We start from the raw sequence: 22368 nt of genomic DNA, 5'->3' as shown, positions 1-22368 counted from the left end.
CTTAATGTTATTGTATTATACCATGAGGAAAATATTGCATCCACTTGAACTAGCCTACAGTCATCAGTTTCCACTCTCGGAATTTTCGTCGGAATTCGTCGCTGTATTATCCTGCGCCGGCGATTTCAACGACTCGCCGTTCATAACCTTCTTCAGCGCCTGCTTCGCTTCTTCCAGCTTAGCCTCATCGACGTAAATATACGGACTTCTCCATTCTCCGTCAACGGAGATATAGTGAATGTCGTTCGGATTAATATCCATATACGTCATGATGGAACTGGTCATCTGATCTGGCGTCATATCGAGCTTAAAGTTGTCAGCCACTGCATCAATCATCTTCGTCACCTTTGGAACCGTACCCAGTGACTGCAAATTGCTTACCATCTCATGAAGCACAGCGTTCTGTCGAACATTGCGGTCAGCGTCTGTCGTTCCCTTCGTCATCGGACTGCAATTCGATTTGCGATAGCGAACGAAGTCCAGCGCCTGCTGGCCGTCCAGCTCCTGAAAGCCCGCTTTCAGATTGATGTTCGTACCGTCCGCAGTATCGCGGTAGCACATGTCCTGGTCAACATTTACCTCTACACCGCCGAGCGCATCAACAATATCGACGAATCCTTGGAAGTTAAGGACAGCAACATGGTCAAACTCCATGTCCAGGTATTCGCCTAACATCACTTTCATCTCATCTTCAGGCGAAGCGCTGTCCAATTTACCATGCTCCTGCAATTCAAAGAACTTAGGATAGAAATGATTCAGCTTATCTCCTTGATACCCAGGGAGCTCAAAGTATGTGTCACGCGGCAGTGAAACCAACACGGCTTCCTTCGTATCGGGATGTATGGCTCCAGCCATGATCACGTCAGTGCGTTTACCTGGCAATTCGGGTCGATAATCGATTCCTAGCAAAATGAAGGAGAAAGGTTCCTTGTTCGGTTGGAGCGCAGGAGTTACATCCTTCGTTTGATCGCCTGTAGACTGGACCGTTGATATATCATCTAATTTGTCATAGCCGTATTTCAGTATATAACCTGCATATGCGATGATTGCCAATAATACGATCAGCAGAACAGACAAGAGAACCTTCAACCATTTCGCCATCTTGCGTTTTGGTTGAAAGGTTCGCTTGCGCTGCCCATGCCGAGGTGGTAATGGTGTTTTAGAATTCATATCGGACCTCGCTTACTAGTTATATTTCGGATTCGATTCAATATCCTGCCATAATTGCTCAGCGTTAGTTCGGTCGAATCGGACTTCGGACAGTTCACCATCGGACAGATACGTTATTGTATATGTATCTTCATCGGTAAGAACGGCCTCAACGTTGGTAAGCGAATGATCTTCCTTCAAGATAGCTGCAAAAAAATCCAAAGTTTCCTTGGCGGCTCCATCTTCGGGTCGATGGCGAGCAACTACATCCATCTGCAACCAATTAAACAGCGCATCGCGAAGTTTCATCGTGTCTCCTCCCTGATCCTATACTTAGTCCTGCGCGCTATTCGCTCTTTTCTTCTTTCGCCGACCTTCGATAAAGTAGCGAATTCGAACCATGAACATAAGAGCGATAGCGACGCCAAGACTCTGTACGATCGGCAGCTTGTCGATCTGAAAAACGAGCAGCATGAAGGAGCCCAGTGCGATCATCAAGTAAATGATGATATCCTTCAAGATCGGAAGCTTTTGCGTACGAAACACTTTGTTAAAGACGAAGCTCACCATAGCAAAGATCAGCACATAACTGATCAAAGGGTGATCGGCTAACCACTGTTGCATATACATGCACTCCTTATGCAATGATGAATACACATGTGAAGAATTAGGCTAATGACTAGCCCAATTACCGCCGATTCACTCCGTTTATATGCCTGATGCCATTCTTACCGACAGTGTTGAAACGAATTCTTATTAGCAAACTGTAACAGGATGCTGAAGCGATTTACGATTCAGCAGATTTGCGTTGCTTCTCCGCACGTTCGCGTTCGCTCTTGTTCAGAACCTTCTTACGAAGACGAATCGACTCCGGCGTAATCTCACAGTATTCGTCATCGTTCAAATATTCCAGAGCTTGTTCCATCGACATCAAGCGCGGCGTCTTCATGCGCACCGTCTCATCCTTCGTCGCGGAACGAACGTTGGTAAGAGCTTTTTCCTTACATATGTTGACGACAATATCATTGTCGCGTGTATGCTCTCCCACGATCATACCTTCGTAGATCTCTGCACCCGGCTGAAGGAACAGAATACCGCGGTCTTCAACAGACATCATACCGTACAGAGTAGTCTTGCCTGTCTCTGTAGACACAAGAACGCCTTGGTGACGTCCGCCGACTTGACTGCCAGCATAAGGTCCATAATGATCGAACGCATGATTCAAGATACCGTAGCCGCGAGTCAATGTCAGGAACTGAGTGCGGTATCCGATCAAGCCGCGCGCAGGAATGATGAATTCCAGGCGAACTTGTCCGTTACCATGGTTAATCATGTTCTTCATTTCCGCTTTGCGAGCACCTAAGCTCTCCATAACAGAACCCATGCAATCCTCTGGAATATCAATGAGCAGGTTTTCCATCGGCTCCATGCGTTGACCGTCAATGACCTTAATGATAACTTCCGGCTTGGATACCTGTAGCTCGAAGCCTTCACGTCGCATATTCTCGATCAGAATCGTCAAGTGAAGCTCACCACGTCCGGATACGATGAATGCATCCGGGCTGTCTGTCTCGTCAACGCGCAAGGAAACGTCGGTTTCCAGCTCTTTGAATAGACGTTCACGAAGCTTGCGGGATGTAACCCATTTACCTTCACGGCCTGCAAATGGACTGTTGTTGACTAGGAAAGTCATCTGCAGCGTTGGCTCATCAATATGAAGAACTGGCAGTGCCTCCGGATTAGCCGGATCAGCAATTGTTTCACCGATGTTAATATCCTTAATACCGGCAATCGCAATAATGTCGCCTGCGCCAGCTTGTTCTTGCTCAATTCGCTTCAAGCCCTTGAAGCCGAACAGCTTCTCGATGCGCGCTTGCTTCTTCTTGCCTTCACGGTCGATAACCGTTACGACCTGACCTTGATTGATCGTTCCGCGGTTAATACGGCCGATCGCAATTCGCCCAAGATACTCATTATAGTCCAGTAACGTAACGAGGAATTGCAGCGCCGCTTCCGGATCTTCAGTTGGAGCGGGAATCTTCTCAATTATCGTTTCATACAGCGCCTGCATGTTGTCACCTAGATGCTCCGGATCGAGACCTGAGATTCCGTTGAGGCCAGATGCATATACTACAGGGAATTCCAACTGCTCATCATTCGCGTCAAGCTCAATGAACAGGTCGAGCACTTCATCAATAACTTCCGAAGGACGGGCATTTGGACGGTCAATCTTATTCACGACGACAATAGGTGTAAGGTTGCTTTCCAGCGCTTTGCGAAGAACGAATTTCGTTTGGGGCATACAGCCTTCGAATGCGTCAACTACGAGAAGAACGCCGTCAACCATCTTCATGATTCGTTCCACTTCTCCGCCGAAGTCAGCATGTCCAGGTGTATCTACAATGTTAATGAAATGATCTTTATACGCAATTGCCGTATTTTTTGCCAGGATTGTAATACCGCGCTCACGCTCCAGGTCGTTGGAGTCCATCGCACGCTCCTGAACAGCTTCGTTCTCACGGAATGTACCAGATTGTTGGAGCAGCTTGTCTACCAGGGTTGTTTTCCCATGGTCGACGTGGGCAATAATTGCGATATTACGAATTTTATCTCGTTGATGCATACTAGTGATCTTCCCTTTCTACTTCTAAGACTAAAAAATGGTTGGGATTAAATAATCCCCTATCTCCGCCAAAGTCCAAACCGACCTCCGAACACTAATGCCAAGCCCATCAAGATAAGCACAATTGCGATGACATATACACCGATGCCGATAAAGACCATCAACATCAGCATAATGACTCCCAAAGCGCCTAACCCCATAGCTAATAGCCAAGCGCCGCGAGGCGCGTAAGGATCAAGTTGACAGTATCCAAACAAACCGAACGATAAACCGATCAGCAGAAACGGCCACAAATAGCCAAACAAATCCCAACTGATCCAATGGCTGATCATAAACAGCACACCGTACACTAATAACGCGCCAGCAGGAACGAACGCGATAGGCGGCAGTATCCGAGCTCTAACCAGGAAGAACAGCAGGATACCGCCTAAGAATACAAACAGAGGCCACATCGTTCCGCCTAGGAATGCGAAAAACCCCCATTTTCCTAACAAAATGAACAAACCTGCTGCCAAAATAACGAGACCGATGATCGGTTCTTTTTTGGACATGACACAATCACCTCTTACATCCGTATAGCGGGCGGAATAGATGAAGGACATAGTACGACGATTATCGCGCCCATTTTATCTTTACTAGTTTATATGAAATTACATAAAAATACTACCTTCAACACAAAAAACTTCCTTGCAAGCCCGGATATCCGAACATTGGCAGGAAGCAGCCCGATTATATACAGGATCAGGACTTACGGATTCGGTTCAGGTTCATTCGGGTTGCGCTTGAGCCAGAAACCGAGCACGAGTACAACAACTGCCATCAACCATGGAAGCAAATGATCAATGGAGCTCCACAGTCGCGGCAGCCATAGAATCAGCCTGCTGTCACCGGCAATCATTTCACCTGATGTGTATCCGAGAATTGCAGCTCCGCCGTAAATAAGCAGGGGATATTTCTGCAGCCATCCGCTAATAATCGTGCTGCCCCATAAAATAATAGGTATGCTTAATGCGATGCCGATCACCAAATAAGGAAAATGTCCCTTTGAAATAGCGGCAATCGCCAATACGTTGTCCAAACTCATGACCACATCTGCAATTAGAATCGTCTTGATCGCATTGAGAAGCGATGAGTTCGTCTCTTGCCGTCCAAGGTGCGCGCCGCTGTTTCCCAGCAATTGTACAGCGATGACGAACAGCATGATGCCGCCTGCTGCCTGGAGCAAGGGAATAGCCATCAGCCACATGGCTGCTACTGTAAGTACAATACGCAATATGATTGCCCCTCCAGCGCCAATCCATACAGCTTGCTTGCGCGCCTTACCCGATAAATGCTGCGTTGACATAGCAATGACAACAGCGTTGTCTCCGCTCAAGACAACATTAATAACGAGAATTTCAAACAGTAACCATAACGATTCCACAGCTCGTCCCCCCTTATGTAACAGATTTATGTTCCATAAGGGCGAGGTATGACGAACCATTTTGTGCTAAGCGAGCAAATTATTTAGAACCAATCGTTATCATCTGTATCCGAGCTCGCCGCGGTCGGTTCGGACGAACTGGTTGAAGCTGAAGCTGCAGCTGCAGCAAAGTCCGCTCTCGCCGCATTTCGCTCTGACTCCGTATTATGCTTCGTATCAGTTGATTTCTCCGCAGCGAGAGCTGCTCGCCCGCCAGCGTACAGCGTAATCGTATCAGAGCCTGCCACCGCTGCCTCAATCATTTCATCCAATTCAAGTATAGATGCTTCGATTCGCTCGAGTACATGAATATTCGGATTCGTCGATGGTGATTTCGGCACAAATAAAGTGCAGCAATCTTCATATGGCAATATCGAAGTCTCGAACGTTCCAATGTCCTGAGCAATACGGATAATTTCTTCCTTATCCATCGTGACAAGCGGACGAAGCAGCGGAATGTCGGTTACTCGCCCGATCGCATTCATACTGCCAAGCGTCTGACTCGCCACTTGACCTAGGCTGTCCCCGGTTACAAGCGCAAGCGCCTTCTGCTTCTCCGCCAGCTTGGTAGAGATTCTTAGCATCGCTCGTCGCATCAGGGTGATGAGCACATTCTCATGTCCCGCTTGATGGAGCCGTGTCTGAATCTCGGTAAACGACACCATATGCACGCGCATACGCCCGCTGTAATTCGCCAGGATCTGAGCCAGATCCATAACCTTCTGCTGTGCTCGCTCGCTTGTGAACGGATAGCTGTGGAAGTGGATCGCCTCAACATCCAATCCTTTGCGCAGCGCTTGGTAGCCTGCTACCGGGCTGTCAATTCCGCCGGATAAGAGCAGCATCCCTTTACCATTCGATGCAAGCGGGAATCCGCCAGCAGCAGGAATAACCTCATGGTAAAGATAAGTGCTCTCTTCTCGAATCTCAACGCGAAGATTCAGCTGCGGATGCTTCACCTTGACAGTTAGTTGACTGAATTGGCGAAGAATTGGAGCGCCTACCAGATGATTCATCTCCTGCGAGGAGTGCGGGAACTTCTTCCACGCCCGACGCGCTGTAACCTTGAATGTCGTTCCCGGCTGCGGATCGTATTCCTGCACTAGCTGCATCGCCGTTTCCAGAATGGCTTCCATTTCAGACGGCGCCTGTTTAACTGGACTTACGGATACGATGCCAAACACATGCCGCAGCAGATTGATCATCTCCTGATATGGTTCCCCATTCAGCTTGACGTACAATCTGCCGTATTCGCGAATGATCTCCGCCTTCGCATAAGGCTTTAATACCGCCTGTACATGCTGGTATGCCGCTTTTTCAAAGCGGTTCCGATTCCGGCCTTTGATCGTAATCTCGCCAAAGCGAAGCAATATCATATCGTACTCGATCATAATACGGTTAACCCTGCCTTTCTACAAGCCATAACATTCCTTGTCGCCATATAATTGCCGCCTATTTCGCGGTCGCACAAACTTATAACTATTCAATAGCTGCAGTTGCTACTTAGCGAGCGGCTGCAGCTGCTGAATCACCTGCTTAAGCGATTGGCCCATTCGATCCATATCCTCTTCAGCCATCGTATGGGATAGGCTGATGCGAAGCCCGCTCGATGATCTTCGATCATCTCCCGTCATAGCCAGCAGCACTCGGCTTGGCTTATTCAGCTTGGAAGAACAAGCGGATTGAGTTGAAATAACAACTCCCAGCTTCTCCAATGCATGTACCACGACTTCCGGCTTCATTCCTGGAAACGATAGGTTGATGATATGCGGAGCGCACATTTCACCTGTCGGACTATTCACGACTAGACAAGGAATCGCCTGAATATGCTCAAGCAATCGAGACTGCATGCCAGCCAGCTTATTGGCATTAGCCACTTGGCCTTCGACTGCGAGACGTATCGATTTCGCCAGAGCAACGATGCCCGGCACATTTAGTGTACCAGGGCGCAGCCCCTGCTCTTGCGACCCGCCGTACATCAATGGCAGCATCGGTGCTTTGCCGCGTCGTACGAGCACGCCTGTACCTTTTGGGCCGCCAATCTTATGACCGGACAAGGAATATAAGTGTACGTTCCAACGCTGAAGGTCAACAGGAAGCTTGCCCAGCCCCTGCACTCCGTCCACATGAAATGTCAGTCGCGGGTGCTGCTTCACAATCTCGCCCAATTGTTCAATCGGCTGCACCGATCCAGTTTCGTTATTGACGTGCATAACACTTACCAGCACTGTCTCTGGGCGAATCGCTTGAGCTACTGCCTCAGGCTGCACTCTGCCGTCCGCATCAACCGGCATGAAGGTCACTTGAGCACCTTCACGTTCCAGCTGCTCATAACAGGCATTGACTGATGCGTGTTCCACCTGGGATACGATAGCATGAACTTTCTTCCCGGATTGCATGGCAGCTCTAACCGTGCCTAGTATCGCAAGATTGTTGCTCTCTGTCGCTCCAGATGTAAACAATATATCGTTCGGCTCGGTTTCCAGAGCCCGTCCAACCACTTCTCGCGCCCGCTTGACAAGCTGTTCCGCTTGTCCACCCATCTCATGGATTGAAGAGGGATTCGCATAGATCTGCTCCATTACCTCAGTCATCGTTCGAATGACGTCTGGATGAAGCGGAGTCGAAGCGCAGTGATCCGCATAAATAGTTGAATGATTCATAAGAGGTCCATTATCCTCCTTCCCTTACTGCCGCTCATAACAAACTGCCGTGAACGACCTTTAACTGAAAAAAAGATCAAAACAGCGGAAGCTGTTTGCCTCCATTGTTGATCCTGTTCGCCAACGTCATAACCCTTTTATTCTACACGTTTTCTTAGCAAATCGCTATCGTTTATTTCTTTATTTCAAACAAAGAAGGGGAACCGTCATGTCATACGGTACTCCCCCACTTGTTCCTTAAGTATAACCAATTATAAAACAACTGATTGATCCTATACGCTCATATGACAACGGATAGCAATCGGATCGTAAACGCCGCAACTCCTATCACAATAGCTGCTAAGCCTGCCGCCCGATCTCCTTGGACATAAACCATAGCGCCAAGTACAGCGCTGGTTGGGCCCATGATAATCGGAGCGAGAAACAGCGATCCGATGGCAAATACTACAGCAAGTATTGCTAAACCAGAAACAGGCTTTACTTGCTCTTCCTTCTCCACTTCCGCAGTACGAGGATACGTTGACGCTGGCGCTGTCAATTCATAAGCTGCTTCCATTTCATACTGACGATTAGCTTCTGGACGAGTGCGATGACGTTTATTCCGTCGACCATTAGGTGATTTGGGCTGTGACATAGATGTTAACACCCCGCGAGTTACTTTTTCGGCACAAAAGTTTGACAGCAGGTAACAGAAGATGTAGATGCTACATCTTGGTGCAGGTTTCCAAGTTCGCCAGCGAATTCTTCACGCATTATTTTGGTTGCGTGCTGGTCAATCTCAATCTGAATCGAATTGGCTTGACAGTAATTCCCTTCTCCCCAAAAGTTACAGTTTGCCACACTGCAGCGTACAGTTGGTTTATCAGACATCCGTAATCACCTCCGATATCAGGATGTCCTCAACCTGACGACTATACTCCAACCAAGTGATGGCAGAAATAAATAAGGGATGCTCCTATTCATATTTCATGAATAGTACATCCCTTGATGGTTACCTCTGACCCAGCATCTTGTGCTGAGTTAAGTATTCACTTTCATAATAAGCAAGCTCATCTCGAAGTTCCTCGTATACTTTTGTAATCTCGATGATAATGCTTCTAGCTTGCGCAACAGGCTTCTTGCGAAAACGAATCGCATCCTGTCCCGTGTATGCATAGCGGCCGTCTTCAGAATAGCACTCATTCTTAGGATAGAAGAAAGCGTTCACACAATTATGATATACATCGTATAAGCTGCGCTCTGCATGTTTCGTATCAAAGTTAGCGCGGCGGAGAACAACCCCTAATTTCTCGTCACACACTTCGGAGAATACAAGCAGATGACGCAGATCTGTTAGGAACCCTTTATAGAAGCTAACTGTCTCTTCATCCGACTGATCTCCAACCAGCTTAGTTAGCGAATAATCATTCAAGAATGATTCCAATTTCACAATTGCAAACCTTAATTTTTCTCTAGACATTTCACATAACTGCTTAACATTGACTGCTGGCATGCACGGCTCCCCCTTAAACGATTCCATTCGTTTACTCAACGGTAACGCGGTGTGGCTACATTAATAACATACATCCTATCATAAAACATGTGGAAAAAGTATACCTTGACAACCATTGTTTTCCCCCAATTATCAAGCTGTATAAAATAACTCGAGCTTCACAACATACCTATTAGAGCTTGTTATTGCAATAACGGCGTTATTATGGAGGGATACACATGCGTGGAGGAACGATCGTTGGAATTACCGTGCTCTGCATTGGAATCGTTGCAAATCCGATGTTAACCGCTTGCGGGAATACCGCAAACAAACCACCGACGAACAATACAGTCCAATCTGTCTCAGAAGAACGTAATTCAAAGCAGCATGTGCTGCAGCAGGATGTACTGACGACTCAGAAAATCTTTGCGCACGATACAGAGAACGATATGAAGTCAGCCGTCCTGGCATGGCAATATGACAATGGGAAGCAATTAGAAAAGAAACTTAAGCAATTTGTAGCGGAACATCCACACTTTGAATATGTGAAGCTGGTCAATAAAGCGAATAACCAAACCGTTTCTTCTGGGAAAATAGCTCATGATATGAACAATGAGTCTGGAAAGAAGCTTGAAGGCTATCTAAAGACAGCTCAAGCTCATTTAGATCAGCAACAGCCCTACCGTTCACCTGAAATTGTAGCAGATGGCAAGCGGCATGCGGTGCTGACTTGGCCAGACAGCCGAATCAACGGCGGTATTATCGCGATCGTTAACGGAAATATCGTTAAAAATGTCGAAGCGCACCAGCAGCGTAATCTACGGCTTGTTCCTTACCCGCGGGAAGACAAATATCGTGTAGAATCTGTGAATAGCAATACCATGAAGGACGTTAAAGTTAAGAATGGGGAAGATAACCAAGGGACGAGCCACTATCACAAGTTTGAGGTCGTCGTTCGTTTTCGTAAACCTCTAAGTGATGCTGACTTGAATAAGATCAAGAATGATATTCAGTGTACTGATGTACGCAAATCTGGATATACTTACGTCTTCAGATCGAAGTCGCTGGACTCAGCCAGACTCGAACAATACTTCAGTCAGTACGACCCGTTATATATTGAACCGCACTATCTGTATATGACAAATGACGAGAAGCGTCCGGATGGAACACCAACAAGTCTTAATGCACCTACCATTAGTCCAAAGTCTCAGACTCCACCTTCAGACACTGTTCGAGCAGCCGGTGATTCTGATCCTAATGATGTGCTCTACAAGCCGTATCAGTGGGAGCTTCCGCTGATCAAGACGAACGCAGGTTGGAATATATCGAAAGGCAATAACGATGTCATTATCGCAGTCGTCGATACAGGCGTCGACGTGAACCATAAGGATCTTAAGGGCAAGCTGCTCAAAGGCTTTAATGTAATCAATCCTGGACAGCCTCCGAATGACGATGTCGGACACGGCACACATGTTGCTGGAACTATCGGCGCTCATGTGAATAATCTCGAGGGTATCGCTGGCATGACATGGTACAGCCCCATCATGCCGATTAAAGTACTGGATAATACGGGAGCAGGATCATCCTATGCCGTCGCTGAAGGGATAATCTATGCCGCAGACCATGGCGCTAAAGTTATCAACATGAGCTTAGGCAACTACGCACAGAGCGCATTTCTGCAGGATGCAGTTCAATATGCATTTGACAAGGATGTCGTGATTGTTGCTGCTACTGGCAATGACAACACCTCACAGCCAGGTTATCCAGCGGCATACCCGCAAGTGTTCGCTGTCTCTGCGACAGATAAGGATCTATCTAAAGCATCGTATTCCAATTATGGGGACTATGTCGATGTCGTCGCTCCCGGCACGAATATTGCCAGCACATACCCGAGCAATCAGTATGCGGCGCTGTCCGGCACTTCGATGGCGAGCCCTCATGTAGCAGCATTAGCGGCGCTCATTCGCTCGGTTAACCCGTCGCTTCACAACACCGAAGTGTATGACATTATGCGCCAAAGCGTACAGGATCTTGGTACACCAGGCAAAGATATGTATTATGGATTCGGTCAGATCAATGTTGAGCAAGCTTTGAATCTTGCCAAGCAGGGAACGGAAGCGCAGTCCAATGAGAAGAGGTTCATGAGGCTCCGACCAGATTCTTTTTTCGACTTCAATCGCAAGGCTGAATAGGCTGTGTGAAATATAAAATGCATGCAAAAAAGCCCCGTCGAGATCGCTCTCGATAGGGGCTGTTATGCGTTGTTCGACCATTGCTGATGCAATGATAATGTTGCTAGCGTTGGAAAGTCTGCCATAAGCCGGGTTCTGTACTGATCGTGGTAAACGGGTGCAACCCTCCCACTACGAAGTGACAATCATCTATCTACGCGCCGCATTACTGCGGAGCTCCAGCGACCAACCCAGACGCGCCTCAGGCGAAGGTTGCCCTCAAGGGGCGTGCGTCTCATTAGGTCTTGCTCCAGATGGGGTTTACCAGGAACGAAGTCACCAGCGTTCCTCGTGGTCTCTTACACCACGGTTCCACCCTTACCTGTGCCGCAAAGCGGCCATCGGCGGTCCATTTCTGTGGCACTATCCTTCAACTTGCGTTGACTGGACGTTATCCAGCATCCTGCCTTATGGAGCCCGGACTTTCCTCTCGCGGCTCGAAGGCCGCCAGCGATTGTCTGTCAAACTTTCCTTCAACATTCGTAAGTATACTAGGTTATACGAATAAACTCAACACTCAACATTTACATAAATTGAAACACTTCGGTAGAGATGCCTGATGCATGAAAGCGAGTCTTCGTTCCTTGCTTCTCTGCAACGGCCTGCAGCCGGTCTGCAACATCGGCCTTAATCAGCTTCTCCGCGTTATGCCCAGGGTCGATAATGCACAGACCCGCAGCGAGCGCATCATGCGCCGTATGATAGTCGATATCGCCCGTAATGAGCACATCAGCGCCATGGAACAGCGCATGCTTCACATATCGCGATCCCGAGCCGCCCAGCACAGCTGCTTTATTAATGGCGCGGTGCAGCGGACCTACAACCCGCACACGGGGAACGTTGAAGCGTTCCTTGACCAGCTCCGCCATGTCTCCCAGTGTTAGAGGCTGCTCAAGCTTGCCTACGCGTCCTAAGCCGTAAGTCTGACCTTCCTTGTCAACCGGATACAAGTCGTATGCGACTTCCTCATACGGATGCGCCTTCAGCATCGCCCGAATGACTCGGCTCTTGATCGACTGCGGAACGATAGTCTCGAAGCGAACTTCTTCGACCTCCTCCATCTTACCTGTTGCGCCGATATACGGATTAGAGCCTTCCAGCGGCTTGAACGTGCCTGTGCCTTCCCCGATAAAGCTGCAATGACTGTAATCGCCGATTGCGCCTGCTCCGATATCTAGAATCGCTGTGCGAACCTGCTCCAGATGGGACATCGGAATATAAACAACCAGCTTCTGCAGGCGATCTTCATGGAGCTTCTCCAGCACTTTAATATCCTTCAGCCCGAGAGCATTCGCCATTAGATCGTTCATACCGCCCTCTGCCACGTCATAATTCGTGTGGCTGATGTACACTGCGATATCGTGTTTGATTAATCGTTCGTACAAGCGCCCAGCAGGCGTATCCGTCTGCAGATCCTTCAACGGACGGAAAATGATCGCATGATGAGCTATAATCAGCTTCGCGCCGATCCGAATCGCCTCATCTACAACCTCTTCTGTTACATCCAGAGCGATTAATACATGCTCAAGGTCTTTGCGCAATGTGCCTAACTGCAAGCCAATCCGATCGTCCGGCACAGCCAGCGACTTCGGCGCAAGCTGCTCCATCCATTGGATTATTGTTGCTCCTTTTGCCAACATCTTAAGATCCCCTCCAATGTCGCTCTATGCTTCTCGAATTGACGACGGCGTACCTCCACTTCTTCCGCTTCCGCCTTCGCCATCGTCTGAATAATCTTTTCCTGCTTCTGTAATTCGCCTTCCCACTTCCGCAGGAATACGTCATCTGGCGCTTGAGTCAAGAACGGACCCATCAGCAGTAGCCACTGCTCATCGAGTATGATGCCGCAGTCAAGATGACGCGGCTTATACATAGCAGCGTACGCTTCAGCCGCCGCAGCAGCTTCTATATGGTCTGCGACCAGCACCTCGTAGATCTTGCCGTCTTCCTCCAGAATCGTCTCATACACGAGCAGCCACTCGTGTTCTCGCAGCCATCTACGAACAAGATCTTCTCCGACATTCGGCTGCAGCACGAGTCTGGTCACGCCTGTCAGCTTCTCAGGCGCGGCGTTCAGGATCGAGACCATCAGACTGCCGCCCATTCCGGCAATCGTTATGCAATCAACCTCGCCTTGCTCTATTACGGCAAGTCCGTCACCCAATCTGACCTGAACGATCTTCTCAAGCGCATAAGTTTGAACTTGGCGCTCAGCAGCTTCATAAGGTCCTCGGTTCACTTCACCTGCTACCGCATATGTAACAAGACCTGACTTCGCCAAATACGCGGGCAGCAGCGCGTGGTCCGAGCCGATATCCGCCATCCGGCAGCCGTTAGGCACAAGATCAGCGATTTGTTGTAGTCGTCTTGATAGCTTAATTATCACTTAGCACTTCACCTACTGTTTCCGAAATAATTGCATGTCACGTTAGATGAGGAAGGCATAACGAACTCAATCCGTTTGATAAACAACATATCATGCATCATTGATCCAATAAAGATTCATGGTCCAATTATTTGCATTGCTGCTTCAAAAGCGGTAAAATGAATCGCAACAACACAATTAAAGAATCAAAATAAGGAAATTCTGATACATGCAGTAACGATTATTCACCTTATACCTCATATGCAGCTCATATAGTACAAACTGATTATCATTATACTCATTATTCCTCTTATTCCTCAGTTCATGTCTAATCCTTATGATGCTGCCACTCTATTCGGAATCTAATTGTAATTCAACTGGAATCAACTAGGATTCAGACATGCGTCAAAAGGAAGAACAGACCTTGCTGCGCGCAGAACATGCTGCACAGAAGGCCTGTCAGAAGCTTTATTTATTCAAGGAAGTCTTTCAAGCGTTTGCTGCGGCTAGGATGACGCAGCTTGCGAAGCGCCTTCGCTTCGATCTGACGAATCCGTTCGCGTGTAACGCCGAACACTTTGCCTACCTCTTCCAAGGTGCGAGTACGTCCATCGTCTAAGCCGAAGCGTAATCGAAGCACGTTCTCCTCACGTTCCGTAAGGGTATCAAGAACATCCTCAAGCTGTTCCTTAAGCAATTCGTACGCTGCCGCGTCCGCTGGAGCCAATGCTTCTTGATCCTCGATGAAATCGCCAAGATGGGAATCATCTTCTTCGCCGATCGGTGTTTCGAGAGATACTGGTTCTTGCGCAATCTTCATAATCTCCCGAACCTTCTCTACGCTAAGCTCCATCTCCGCCGCAATTTCTTCTGGTGCTGGCTCACGTCCAAGCTCCTGCAGCAACTGCCGGGATACACGAATCAATTTATTAATGGTTTCTACCATATGAACCGGAATACGAATCGTACGCGCTTGGTCTGCGATCGCGCGTGTTATCGCCTGACGAATCCACCATGTCGCATAAGTACTAAACTTAAAGCCTTTGCTATGGTCAAACTTCTCAACTGCTTTAATAAGTCCCATGTTGCCTTCTTGAATCAGATCCAAGAAGAGCATACCGCGTCCGACATAGCGCTTAGCAATGCTGACAACGAGTCGAAGGTTTGCTTCAGTCAAGCGTTTCTTCGCTTCCTCATCTTCATTCATAATCCGCTTCGCAAGTTCAATCTCCTCTTCAGCGGACAAGAGCGGCACACGCCCAATTTCCTTCAAGTACATACGAACCGGGTCATTAATCTTGATGCCAGGTGGCAGCGACAAGTCATCATCAAAACGGAAATCATCCTGCTCTTCCTGATCTCGATCTTGATTAGCTCGGCCTCCCATATCGTCTTCATTCTCGTTGACGATCTCAATTCCGTTGTCGTTCAGCTGTTCGTAGAACTCGTCCATTTGATCCGGATCTTGTTCGAAAGTCGATAATTTCTCAGTAATCTCTTTGTAGCTGAGAGTTCCTCGTTTCTTCCCAATTTCAATCAACTGATCTTTTACAAGGTCAAGAGCAGCTTCAGCTTCTAGTCCTGTATGTTGATCATTTGCCATATTCCGACTCCCTCCTCCCTAGACGATCCGTCCGCTAACGCTTCAGTTGCAGCTCTAGGGCAATAATATCTTGTGCAATCTGTGCAGCACGCAGAACATCACCGGCACGCTCAGCTTGCACCATTTCTTCTTTCTTGCATTCGATTTCGCGCTGTTTCGGTACTTTCTTGATCTGATTGATGTAATCTTCCAACAGTTCAGTATCGTAACGCAGGGGGACTTCTGCTAACGATATCGAAGCAGCAGTTTGCTCTAGTCGATCATCGTGAAGTGTCGCGAGAAACCGACTGAAGTCAGGTTCCTTCCCTTGCGCGTAATATGCATATAGATAAGCGGCAATAGCCGCATGATCATCTACATTAAATTTCTCACCTAAATGCTGCTCTACATAAACAGCCACTTGAGCGTCCTGGAACATAAGCGCTAGTAAGCTGCGTTCGGCATACACATACGCAGGTCTCAACACAGGCGGAGAAATGCTTGGTTTATCATTCCTAACATTATTCCACCAATTGTCTTGATTATCCCCCGCAGGCTGCTTTTTTTGCAGTTTCTGACGCACATCGAAGCATTCCTGCTTCAATGTCTCTAACGACAATTCAAGCTGCTGCGCGAGCTCCCTCAGGTGCATCTCCCGCTCGGCAGGAGACGAAATCGGTGCAATGATACGCATGGCCTCATCCAAGAAACGCCGCTTCCCATCATCTTCTAGCAGTATATGATTGCGTCGAAGAGTTAGTAGCTGGAATTTAACAGGTGATACAGCAGCAGCCGAAATAATGTGCTTAAACCGCTCAGCGCCGTTCAATTTAATGAAATCATCTGGATCCAGCTTGTCAGGAAGCATCGCTATTGAGACGTGCAAACCTGCTTCTTCAAGCATAGGTATCACTTTCAACGTCGAAGCTTGTCCGGCATCATCGCCGTCGTAGCATACTACGACGTGATCGGTATAACGTTTCAATTGAAGCACATGCTCTTGCGTTAGCGCGGTTCCCATCGTAGCTGCCGTATTGTGAACTTCCGCATCCCATGCTTGGATCACATCCGCGTAGCCTTCAAATAACACAATCTTGCCTGTTCGCTTAATATGCGGTCTTGCATGATGAAGATTGTAAAGCAGCTTAGACTTGTTAAACAGCATCGTCTCTGGAGAGTTCAAATACTTAGGCTGTCCATCTCCCATAACTCGTCCGCCAAAGCCGACTACCTTACCATGGCGATCCCAGATCGGAAACATAACGCGATCACGGAACCGATCCACATACCCATCCTGCTGGTGCTTGGCTGATATTAACCCGCCTTGTTCCATAAGCTGCAGCGGGAAGTCCCGCTTAGACAGCAGCTGAACGAGCGTGTCCCACTGCGGCGGCGCATATCCAATCTGAAATTGTTCAATCAGCTTGTCATGGATGCCCCGTCCCCTCAAGTAGGCAAGCGCCTCTTGGCCGTGCACTGTATTCATCAATATATATTGATACAGCTTGGCAGCCAGCTCATGCGCTTGAGTGAGTTGGTCGCGGGCAATGCTCTTCGGACTTCGTTCCAGTGTATGCGTACCGAATTGAAACGGCAAGTTTGCCTGTTCCGCTAATTGTTTGACCGCTTCTGGAAACGAATAACCTTCAATTCCCATAACAAAATGAATAACATTACCGCTTGCTTTGCAGCCGTAGCAATGATAGATCTGCTTCTCGGGCGTCACGGTGAAGGAAGGTGACTTCTCAGAATGAAATGGGCACAGCCCCTTTAAATATTTCCCTTGCTTCGTAAGATGAACATACTTGCCGACAACATCGACGATGTCGTTCGCCTTCAGCACCTCATCAATAAACACATCAGGTATTGGTCCATTTCCGTTCATAACCTTACCACCTTCATCCGAGCACGTAATACTATTTCGCTATGTTGCAACATTCTCCTGCTCCGAGCGCAAAAGTTTTGTCAGTTTATGTTGGAAATGTAATCGATCATCAAGAGACATCGCCTTCGGACCCTTAGTACGCTGGCCGGAGCGGCGAGCTTTACCAGCTAAATGGCGCTGTGTCAGCAGCTCATCCATGTTCTCGGCTGAATATTGTGAGCCGCGAGGGCTTAACACCTTTGCTCCGCGAGGCAGACATAGCGCGGCCAAACCATAATCGTTCGTCACGACTACGTCGCCTGACCGCGCTGCATTTGCAATATACATATCCGCTGCTTGAAACCCTTGATCTACGTACACGGTTTGTACTCGATCTGGCAAAGATTGCTCATCTTTGACATATGCCGCGTATGATGCGACAAACAGCACATCTGCTCCAACATCTTCTGCAACACGCAGGATCTCGTTCTTAACCGGACATGCATCGGCATCCACTACAACTCGAACGTTGTTAATAAACGATCATTCCTCTTTCATAGCGCAGCAGCTTCTTCTGCAGCGATCAATCAAATATAGAGTGTATAAACACCGTTAATATTATATACGCTGTTTTCATTTAAATTCCTGCTATCACATGAAAGGTTTTCATTCGCTTATTATCAAACCTTGTCACTTACGATCAGAAAAAGCGCGGAACGTGTCGAAGTTGACTGGCATCAACCTTTGACGGTCACATTCCGCGGCATCATCTTTCCGTTTATCTGAATAGTTAACGGCAGAAATTCTCTTCGCTTAAGCCCATACGAGCTTTGCAAAATCAGCGAATCGATTCAGATCGGCAGCAATGTGCTTCAGCATCGCTAAGCGATTGCGCTTCACGGACTCATCCTTCGCCATTACCATGACATGATCAAAGTACGCTGTAATGGGCTCCTGCAAGCTGCTCAGTGCAGCAAGCGCGGCTGTTGAATCTGCGGCAGCTTCATATTGTTTATGCGCTTCTTGCCAGCTGGCATATAATGCGCCCTCTTCCGCTTGCTCAAACAGTTTATCTTCAACTTCCGCATCTTCTGCCTTCGAAGCCAGATTACAAACACGATTGAATGCTTCAACAACTGGTTTAAATGCTTCATCACGCACTGCGCTCATCAAGGCCGCACCGCGATTAATCGTATCCGGCACGTCGTTATAGCCTGCAGCCATTACCGCGTCTACCACATCATAGCGAACTTGCTCGGACAGTACATTTTTCACGCGCAAGCCGAAAAAGTCATACAGGTCTTTACGTATGTCACTGCGATCGCGTTTCAACAATCCAGATTGTTCTAAGACGTCAAGCGCAATATCGAACATACGATTCAATGTGAGCGGAAGCTTGCGCTCCAGCAGAAGCTGTACAATACCCGTAGCTTGACGGCGCAGCGCGTAAGGGTCTTGTGAGCCTGTCGGAATGATGCCGATCGCAAAGCATCCGGACAAGGTATCAAGCTTGTCAGCCATGCTTATTAATGCGCCAACCGTCGTTTCCGGAGCTGGATCACCGGCAAAGCGCGGCTTGTAGTGCTCGTTGATCGCGCGTGCGACAGTTGGATGCTCTCCAAGCTTCAACGCATAATCTTCACCCATCATGCCTTGCAGCTCTGGGAACTCGTATACCATCTGTGTTACGAGGTCAAACTTGCAGATCGCTGCCGCACGTTTCACTTGCTCAGCTGTTTCGGAATCCGCTTGAACAGCGTCGGCAAGACGGCTGCTAATCGAAACGATCCGGCGCACCTTATCACCGAGTGTACCCAGCTCTTCTTGGAACACGATATTGTCTAACTTATTGACGCAATCTTGAATAAGGAGTTTCTGATCTTCCTCGTAGAAAAATTTGGCATCCGACAAACGCGCGCGCAATACCTTTTCATTACCCTTCGCGACGATGTCGAGACCTTTCGCATCACCGTTGCGCACCGTTACGAAGAACGGCAGCAATTGTCCTTCACCATTCAGCACAGGGAAGTAACGCTGATGCTCGCGCATCGATGTGATCAGCACATCCTGTGGAATATTCAAGAAAGACTCATCGAACGTTCCAAACAGAACCGTCGGGTACTCAACGAGGAACAGAACCTCTTCCAGAAGATCTTCTTTAACCGCAATCGTCCATTCTTTATCCGCAGCAAGCTGCTCGATCTGCTTCACGATCAGTGCCTCGCGCTCGCTTACGTCAACCAGTACATGCTGCTCGCGCAATTTCTCTACATATTGGGACGCTTCTTCTATTGTCGTTTCCGCTCCGAGGAAACGATGACCGCGAGTCACGTTGCCAGCTTTCACACCTGTAAATTCAATAGGTACGATATCCGAGCCGAATAGCGCGACAACCCAACGAATAGGGCGAACAAAGCGCATGTCGTTTGCGCCCCAGCGCATATTTTTAGGAAATGTCATCGCATGAACGATAGACTGCATTCCCTCAGCAAGCACTTCAGCTGTATCGGTACCAATGCTGCTCTTATTGGCATAAACGTACTCAACGCCGTTTAATTCCTTAAAGAAGAATTGATCAGGTTCAACGCCTTGACTGCGGGCAAAGCCGAGCGCAGCCTTCGTCCATTGTCCTTTCTCATCCAGAGCGATCTTGCGAGCAGGACCTTTAACTTCCTCATGAATGTCGGTTTGCTTCTCTGCGGCCTGCTTCACGTATACGGCAAGTCGGCGCGGAGTTCCGTATGTTGTTATGCCTTCATGTGCGATGCGAGCCGCCTCCAGCCAACGCTCCATGCGGTCTTGCAATTGCTCCATCGCTTGGCGCATGAATCGGGAAGGTACTTCTTCCAGTCCAAGTTCCAATAAAATATTCTTAGGCATCGTGTTCCTCCCCTTTCTTCATGAGCGGGAATCCGAGCTTCTCACGCTCTTCGTAATACGTCGTTGCGACTTGACGCGCCAGATTGCGGACGCGAGTAATGAAGCCTGTGCGCTCTGTGACACTGATCGCGCCGCGCGCATCCAACAGATTGAACGCGTGGGAGCATTTCAGCACATAATCATACGCAGGGAACACGAGGTGAGCTTCCATGGCGCGGTTAGCCTCTTGTTCGTATGTGTTGAACAGTTGGAACAGCATAGCTGCGTCACTGATTTCAAACGTATATTTGGAATGCTCGAATTCTGGCTGATGGAACACGTCACCATAAGTGATGCCTTCTACCCATTCCAGATCGAACACATTCTCTTTATCTTGAATGTAGGAAGCAAGACGCTCCAAGCCGTAAGTGATCTCAACAGCGACTGGATTAGCGTCAATGCCGCCGACCTGCTGGAAGTATGTGAATTGGGTAACTTCCATGCCGTCCAACCAAACTTCCCAGCCGAGTCCCCATGCTCCAAGTGTTGGCGACTCCCAGTTATCTTCTACGAACCGAATATCGTGTACGCTAGGGTCAATTCCGAGACGCTTCAAGCTATCCAGGTACAATTCTTGAATGTTATCTGGAGACGGCTTCATAATAACTTGGAATTGATGATGCTGATACAGTCGGTTCGGGTTCTCCCCATAACGGCCATCGCCTGGTCGGCGAGATGGCTCTACATAAGCAACATTCCACGGCTCTGGACCGATTGAACGGAGAAATGTCATCGGGTTCATCGTGCCGGCACCTTTCTCCACGTCATACGGCTGCACGATAATGCAGTTTTGTTCAGCCCAGAAATTTTGCAAAGTCAGTATCATTTGTTGAAAATTCATGCGCCTAATCACTCCTTCTTTCGACATATAGTGAGGCTCCAGCGCTTTGAACGAACTGTGCGTTGCACGCAAAAAACTCTCGTCCTTACGCCTGTTGCCAGACGTAGGGACGAGAGCTGTATTCTCCCGCGGTTCCACCCTACTTGATCGCGAGTCCACCTTAGAAAGCGTTAAAGCTTTCATATCAGCGGTCGCCAATCCTCTTTCAAAGTCAAGCTGCTCCGAAGCGCCCTTTCATTCATCCGTCCGTTCGGGCTCACACTATCCCCGAATCGCTAGGTTCGAACCTGGAGGAACTACTTTCTTCATCATAGCAACATTATTAATAATGATATAACCTGTATCTTAGCAAAACAGAATTTATTCGTCAAGCTCCCCGTCAGTATCAACATCATTCTGTGGTTGACGCTGCTCACGCGGATGCTGTTCAGCCGCTGCTAGATCGTATTTTTCCATCTGCTCAATAAAGTTCAATGACTTGCATCTTACTCCGACATGGGTATCCATATATCCACGCATGCATTGCCGCAATTGCAGCTTCGTTGCAGGCTTCAAGGTAATGCTCCCGAGTCGGCGCATATCTGTCTTCAAGAACATCGAGATCAGCTTCAATATCGGCATGGATGAGGTGTATTTCATATGCTCTTTAGGCAGGCATGCAGCGCAAATGGCGCCCCCAAGGCGCCAACCGAAAGCTGCGAGCCGATCCTCGCGCTCGCATATCACACACCGATTCACTACCGGGGCAACACCGACGGACTGACAGAGCTTCATCTCAAATAAATGCGTCGTTACCTGCTCATCCTTGCCATCTGCTAACGCTCGAAGATAGGCAAGAAGCTGTTCAAACATATACCCTCCAGCTTCTTCATCCTGCAGCCCTCTATCAACCAGCTCGACAGCATATGAGGCGTAAGCAGTCAAATGCAGCTGTTCACGCAAGGAGTGGAAAGACTCCATAATCTCGCAAGCGTTCAACGTTCCGATATGTCCCATACCGCGAAAATACACATATTCACCGTAAGTAAACAGTTGGGTGGCCGCAGCATGGCGGCTGCGCACCTTTTTGGCTCCTCGAACGAGCACGCCCACTTTGCCGTGGGTTTTGGTGCATAAGGTAATGATTTTGTTGCCTTCCCCATAATCCATGCTGCGAATAACGATTCCCTCTACCCGATATAACACCATTGCCCTCCCA

20 protein-coding genes and 1 other RNA gene are annotated in these 22368 nt (G+C 48.3%); 1 reads left to right on the top strand and 20 read right to left on the bottom strand.

From position 1 onward, the window contains the following. Positions 1 to 63: 63 nt before the first annotated feature. The 11 genes from AC3WTP_RS03325 to AC3WTP_RS03275 form a co-directional block, all read right to left on the bottom strand. Positions 64 to 1170 carry an LCP family protein gene (locus tag AC3WTP_RS03325; protein ID WP_492393155.1) on the bottom strand — a complete coding sequence of 369 codons (1107 nt, stop codon included), beginning with the start codon at positions 1168 to 1170 and terminating at the stop codon, positions 64 to 66. A gap of 15 nt (positions 1171 to 1185) precedes the next feature. Continuing rightward, positions 1186 to 1458, bottom strand: a complete 273-nt coding sequence (locus AC3WTP_RS03320) for a hypothetical protein (RefSeq protein ID WP_492393154.1) — start codon at positions 1456 to 1458, stop codon at positions 1186 to 1188. 24 nt (positions 1459 to 1482) lie between these two features. Next, positions 1483 to 1773: a YlaH-like family protein gene (locus AC3WTP_RS03315; RefSeq protein ID WP_492393153.1), complete on the bottom strand. Its 291-nt coding sequence runs from the start codon at positions 1771 to 1773 to the stop codon at positions 1483 to 1485. 163 nt (positions 1774 to 1936) lie between these two features. Beyond that, the gene (typA, locus tag AC3WTP_RS03310) at positions 1937 to 3772 is read right to left on the bottom strand and encodes a translational GTPase TypA (RefSeq protein WP_492393152.1); all 1836 of its coding nucleotides are present in this window, start codon (positions 3770 to 3772) and stop codon (positions 1937 to 1939) included. A 59-nt stretch (positions 3773 to 3831) separates the two neighbouring features. Beyond that, the gene (locus tag AC3WTP_RS03305) at positions 3832 to 4323 is read right to left on the bottom strand and encodes a glutamate synthase (protein ID WP_492393151.1); all 492 of its coding nucleotides are present in this window, start codon (positions 4321 to 4323) and stop codon (positions 3832 to 3834) included. A 197-nt stretch (positions 4324 to 4520) separates the two neighbouring features. Next, the gene (locus AC3WTP_RS03300; RefSeq protein ID WP_492393150.1) at positions 4521 to 5195 is read right to left on the bottom strand and encodes a TerC family protein; all 675 of its coding nucleotides are present in this window, start codon (positions 5193 to 5195) and stop codon (positions 4521 to 4523) included. 83 nt (positions 5196 to 5278) lie between these two features. Continuing rightward, complete coding sequence (gene thiI / locus AC3WTP_RS03295) at positions 5279 to 6622, bottom strand: tRNA uracil 4-sulfurtransferase ThiI (RefSeq protein WP_492393334.1); 1344 nt, start codon at positions 6620 to 6622, stop codon at positions 5279 to 5281. 111 nt (positions 6623 to 6733) lie between these two features. Continuing rightward, positions 6734 to 7897, bottom strand: a complete 1164-nt coding sequence (locus tag AC3WTP_RS03290) for a cysteine desulfurase family protein (RefSeq protein ID WP_492393149.1) — start codon at positions 7895 to 7897, stop codon at positions 6734 to 6736. A 280-nt stretch (positions 7898 to 8177) separates the two neighbouring features. Further along, positions 8178 to 8531 carry a hypothetical protein gene (locus AC3WTP_RS03285; RefSeq protein WP_492393148.1) on the bottom strand — a complete coding sequence of 118 codons (354 nt, stop codon included), beginning with the start codon at positions 8529 to 8531 and terminating at the stop codon, positions 8178 to 8180. 20 nt (positions 8532 to 8551) lie between these two features. Next, complete coding sequence (locus tag AC3WTP_RS03280) at positions 8552 to 8767, bottom strand: DUF1540 domain-containing protein (RefSeq protein ID WP_492393147.1); 216 nt, start codon at positions 8765 to 8767, stop codon at positions 8552 to 8554. Between the two features lie 121 nt (positions 8768 to 8888). After that, complete coding sequence (locus AC3WTP_RS03275) at positions 8889 to 9389, bottom strand: DUF3907 family protein (RefSeq protein WP_492393146.1); 501 nt, start codon at positions 9387 to 9389, stop codon at positions 8889 to 8891. A 218-nt stretch (positions 9390 to 9607) separates the two neighbouring features. Here AC3WTP_RS03275 and AC3WTP_RS03270 point away from each other — a divergent pair, with 218 nt between their 5' ends. Next, entirely contained in the window at positions 9608 to 11560 is a 1953-nt protein-coding gene (locus tag AC3WTP_RS03270) for a S8 family peptidase (RefSeq protein WP_492393145.1), read from the top strand. Positions 11561 to 11669: 109 nt separating this feature from the next. Here AC3WTP_RS03270 and rnpB read toward each other — a convergent pair. From rnpB to recO, 9 genes are all read right to left on the bottom strand, one after another. Continuing rightward, an RNA gene (gene rnpB, locus AC3WTP_RS03265) (RNase P RNA component class A) lies at positions 11670 to 12069 on the bottom strand. 54 nt (positions 12070 to 12123) lie between these two features. Next, positions 12124 to 13239, bottom strand: coding sequence for a Nif3-like dinuclear metal center hexameric protein (locus tag AC3WTP_RS03260; RefSeq protein WP_492393144.1), 1116 nt, complete (start codon positions 13237 to 13239; stop codon positions 12124 to 12126). Beyond that, positions 13215 to 13985 carry a tRNA (adenine(22)-N(1))-methyltransferase gene (locus AC3WTP_RS03255; protein WP_492393143.1) on the bottom strand — a complete coding sequence of 257 codons (771 nt, stop codon included), beginning with the start codon at positions 13983 to 13985 and terminating at the stop codon, positions 13215 to 13217. The genes AC3WTP_RS03260 and AC3WTP_RS03255 overlap by 25 nt, the downstream gene beginning before the upstream one ends. A gap of 451 nt (positions 13986 to 14436) precedes the next feature. Beyond that, positions 14437 to 15567, bottom strand: a complete 1131-nt coding sequence (gene rpoD / locus AC3WTP_RS03250) for an RNA polymerase sigma factor RpoD (protein ID WP_492393142.1) — start codon at positions 15565 to 15567, stop codon at positions 14437 to 14439. A gap of 34 nt (positions 15568 to 15601) precedes the next feature. Then, complete coding sequence (dnaG, locus tag AC3WTP_RS03245; protein ID WP_492393141.1) at positions 15602 to 17431, bottom strand: DNA primase; 1830 nt, start codon at positions 17429 to 17431, stop codon at positions 15602 to 15604. 39 nt (positions 17432 to 17470) lie between these two features. Further along, positions 17471 to 17926 carry a YaiI/YqxD family protein gene (locus AC3WTP_RS03240; protein ID WP_492393140.1) on the bottom strand — a complete coding sequence of 152 codons (456 nt, stop codon included), beginning with the start codon at positions 17924 to 17926 and terminating at the stop codon, positions 17471 to 17473. Positions 17927 to 18223: 297 nt separating this feature from the next. Then, complete coding sequence (gene glyS / locus AC3WTP_RS03235) at positions 18224 to 20290, bottom strand: glycine--tRNA ligase subunit beta (protein WP_492393139.1); 2067 nt, start codon at positions 20288 to 20290, stop codon at positions 18224 to 18226. Next, positions 20283 to 21170, bottom strand: coding sequence for a glycine--tRNA ligase subunit alpha (gene glyQ / locus AC3WTP_RS03230; protein WP_492393138.1), 888 nt, complete (start codon positions 21168 to 21170; stop codon positions 20283 to 20285). Before glyQ ends, glyS begins: the two co-directional genes overlap by 8 nt. A gap of 360 nt (positions 21171 to 21530) precedes the next feature. Next, complete coding sequence (gene recO, locus AC3WTP_RS03225) at positions 21531 to 22355, bottom strand: DNA repair protein RecO (protein ID WP_492393333.1); 825 nt, start codon at positions 22353 to 22355, stop codon at positions 21531 to 21533. Between the last annotated feature and the right edge of the window lie 13 nt (positions 22356 to 22368).

This window comes from Paenibacillus sp. EB106-04-04-XG159 (genome assembly GCF_058791835.1).
Note: the sequence above shows the minus strand (reverse complement) of the source record. Positions and strands in the feature narration are given on the sequence as shown.

Coding starts and splice junctions, on each gene's coding strand:
- AC3WTP_RS03325 (WP_492393155.1), bottom strand. CDS start 1,170: ATGAATTCTAAAACACCATTACCACCTCGGCATGGGCAGCGCAAGCGA.
- AC3WTP_RS03320 (WP_492393154.1), bottom strand. CDS start 1,458: ATGAAACTTCGCGATGCGCTGTTTAATTGGTTGCAGATGGATGTAGTT.
- AC3WTP_RS03315 (WP_492393153.1), bottom strand. CDS start 1,773: ATGCAACAGTGGTTAGCCGATCACCCTTTGATCAGTTATGTGCTGATC.
- typA (WP_492393152.1), bottom strand. CDS start 3,772: ATGCATCAACGAGATAAAATTCGTAATATCGCAATTATTGCCCACGTC.
- AC3WTP_RS03305 (WP_492393151.1), bottom strand. CDS start 4,323: ATGTCCAAAAAAGAACCGATCATCGGTCTCGTTATTTTGGCAGCAGGT.
- AC3WTP_RS03290 (WP_492393149.1), bottom strand. CDS start 7,897: ATGAATCATTCAACTATTTATGCGGATCACTGCGCTTCGACTCCGCTT.
- AC3WTP_RS03285 (WP_492393148.1), bottom strand. CDS start 8,531: ATGTCACAGCCCAAATCACCTAATGGTCGACGGAATAAACGTCATCGC.
- AC3WTP_RS03280 (WP_492393147.1), bottom strand. CDS start 8,767: ATGTCTGATAAACCAACTGTACGCTGCAGTGTGGCAAACTGTAACTTT.
- AC3WTP_RS03275 (WP_492393146.1), bottom strand. CDS start 9,389: ATGCCAGCAGTCAATGTTAAGCAGTTATGTGAAATGTCTAGAGAAAAA.
- AC3WTP_RS03270 (WP_492393145.1), top strand. CDS start 9,608: ATGCGTGGAGGAACGATCGTTGGAATTACCGTGCTCTGCATTGGAATC.
- AC3WTP_RS03260 (WP_492393144.1), bottom strand. CDS start 13,239: ATGTTGGCAAAAGGAGCAACAATAATCCAATGGATGGAGCAGCTTGCG.
- rpoD (WP_492393142.1), bottom strand. CDS start 15,567: ATGGCAAATGATCAACATACAGGACTAGAAGCTGAAGCTGCTCTTGAC.
- dnaG (WP_492393141.1), bottom strand. CDS start 17,431: ATGAACGGAAATGGACCAATACCTGATGTGTTTATTGATGAGGTGCTG.
- glyS (WP_492393139.1), bottom strand. CDS start 20,290: ATGCCTAAGAATATTTTATTGGAACTTGGACTGGAAGAAGTACCTTCC.
- glyQ (WP_492393138.1), bottom strand. CDS start 21,170: ATGAATTTTCAACAAATGATACTGACTTTGCAAAATTTCTGGGCTGAA.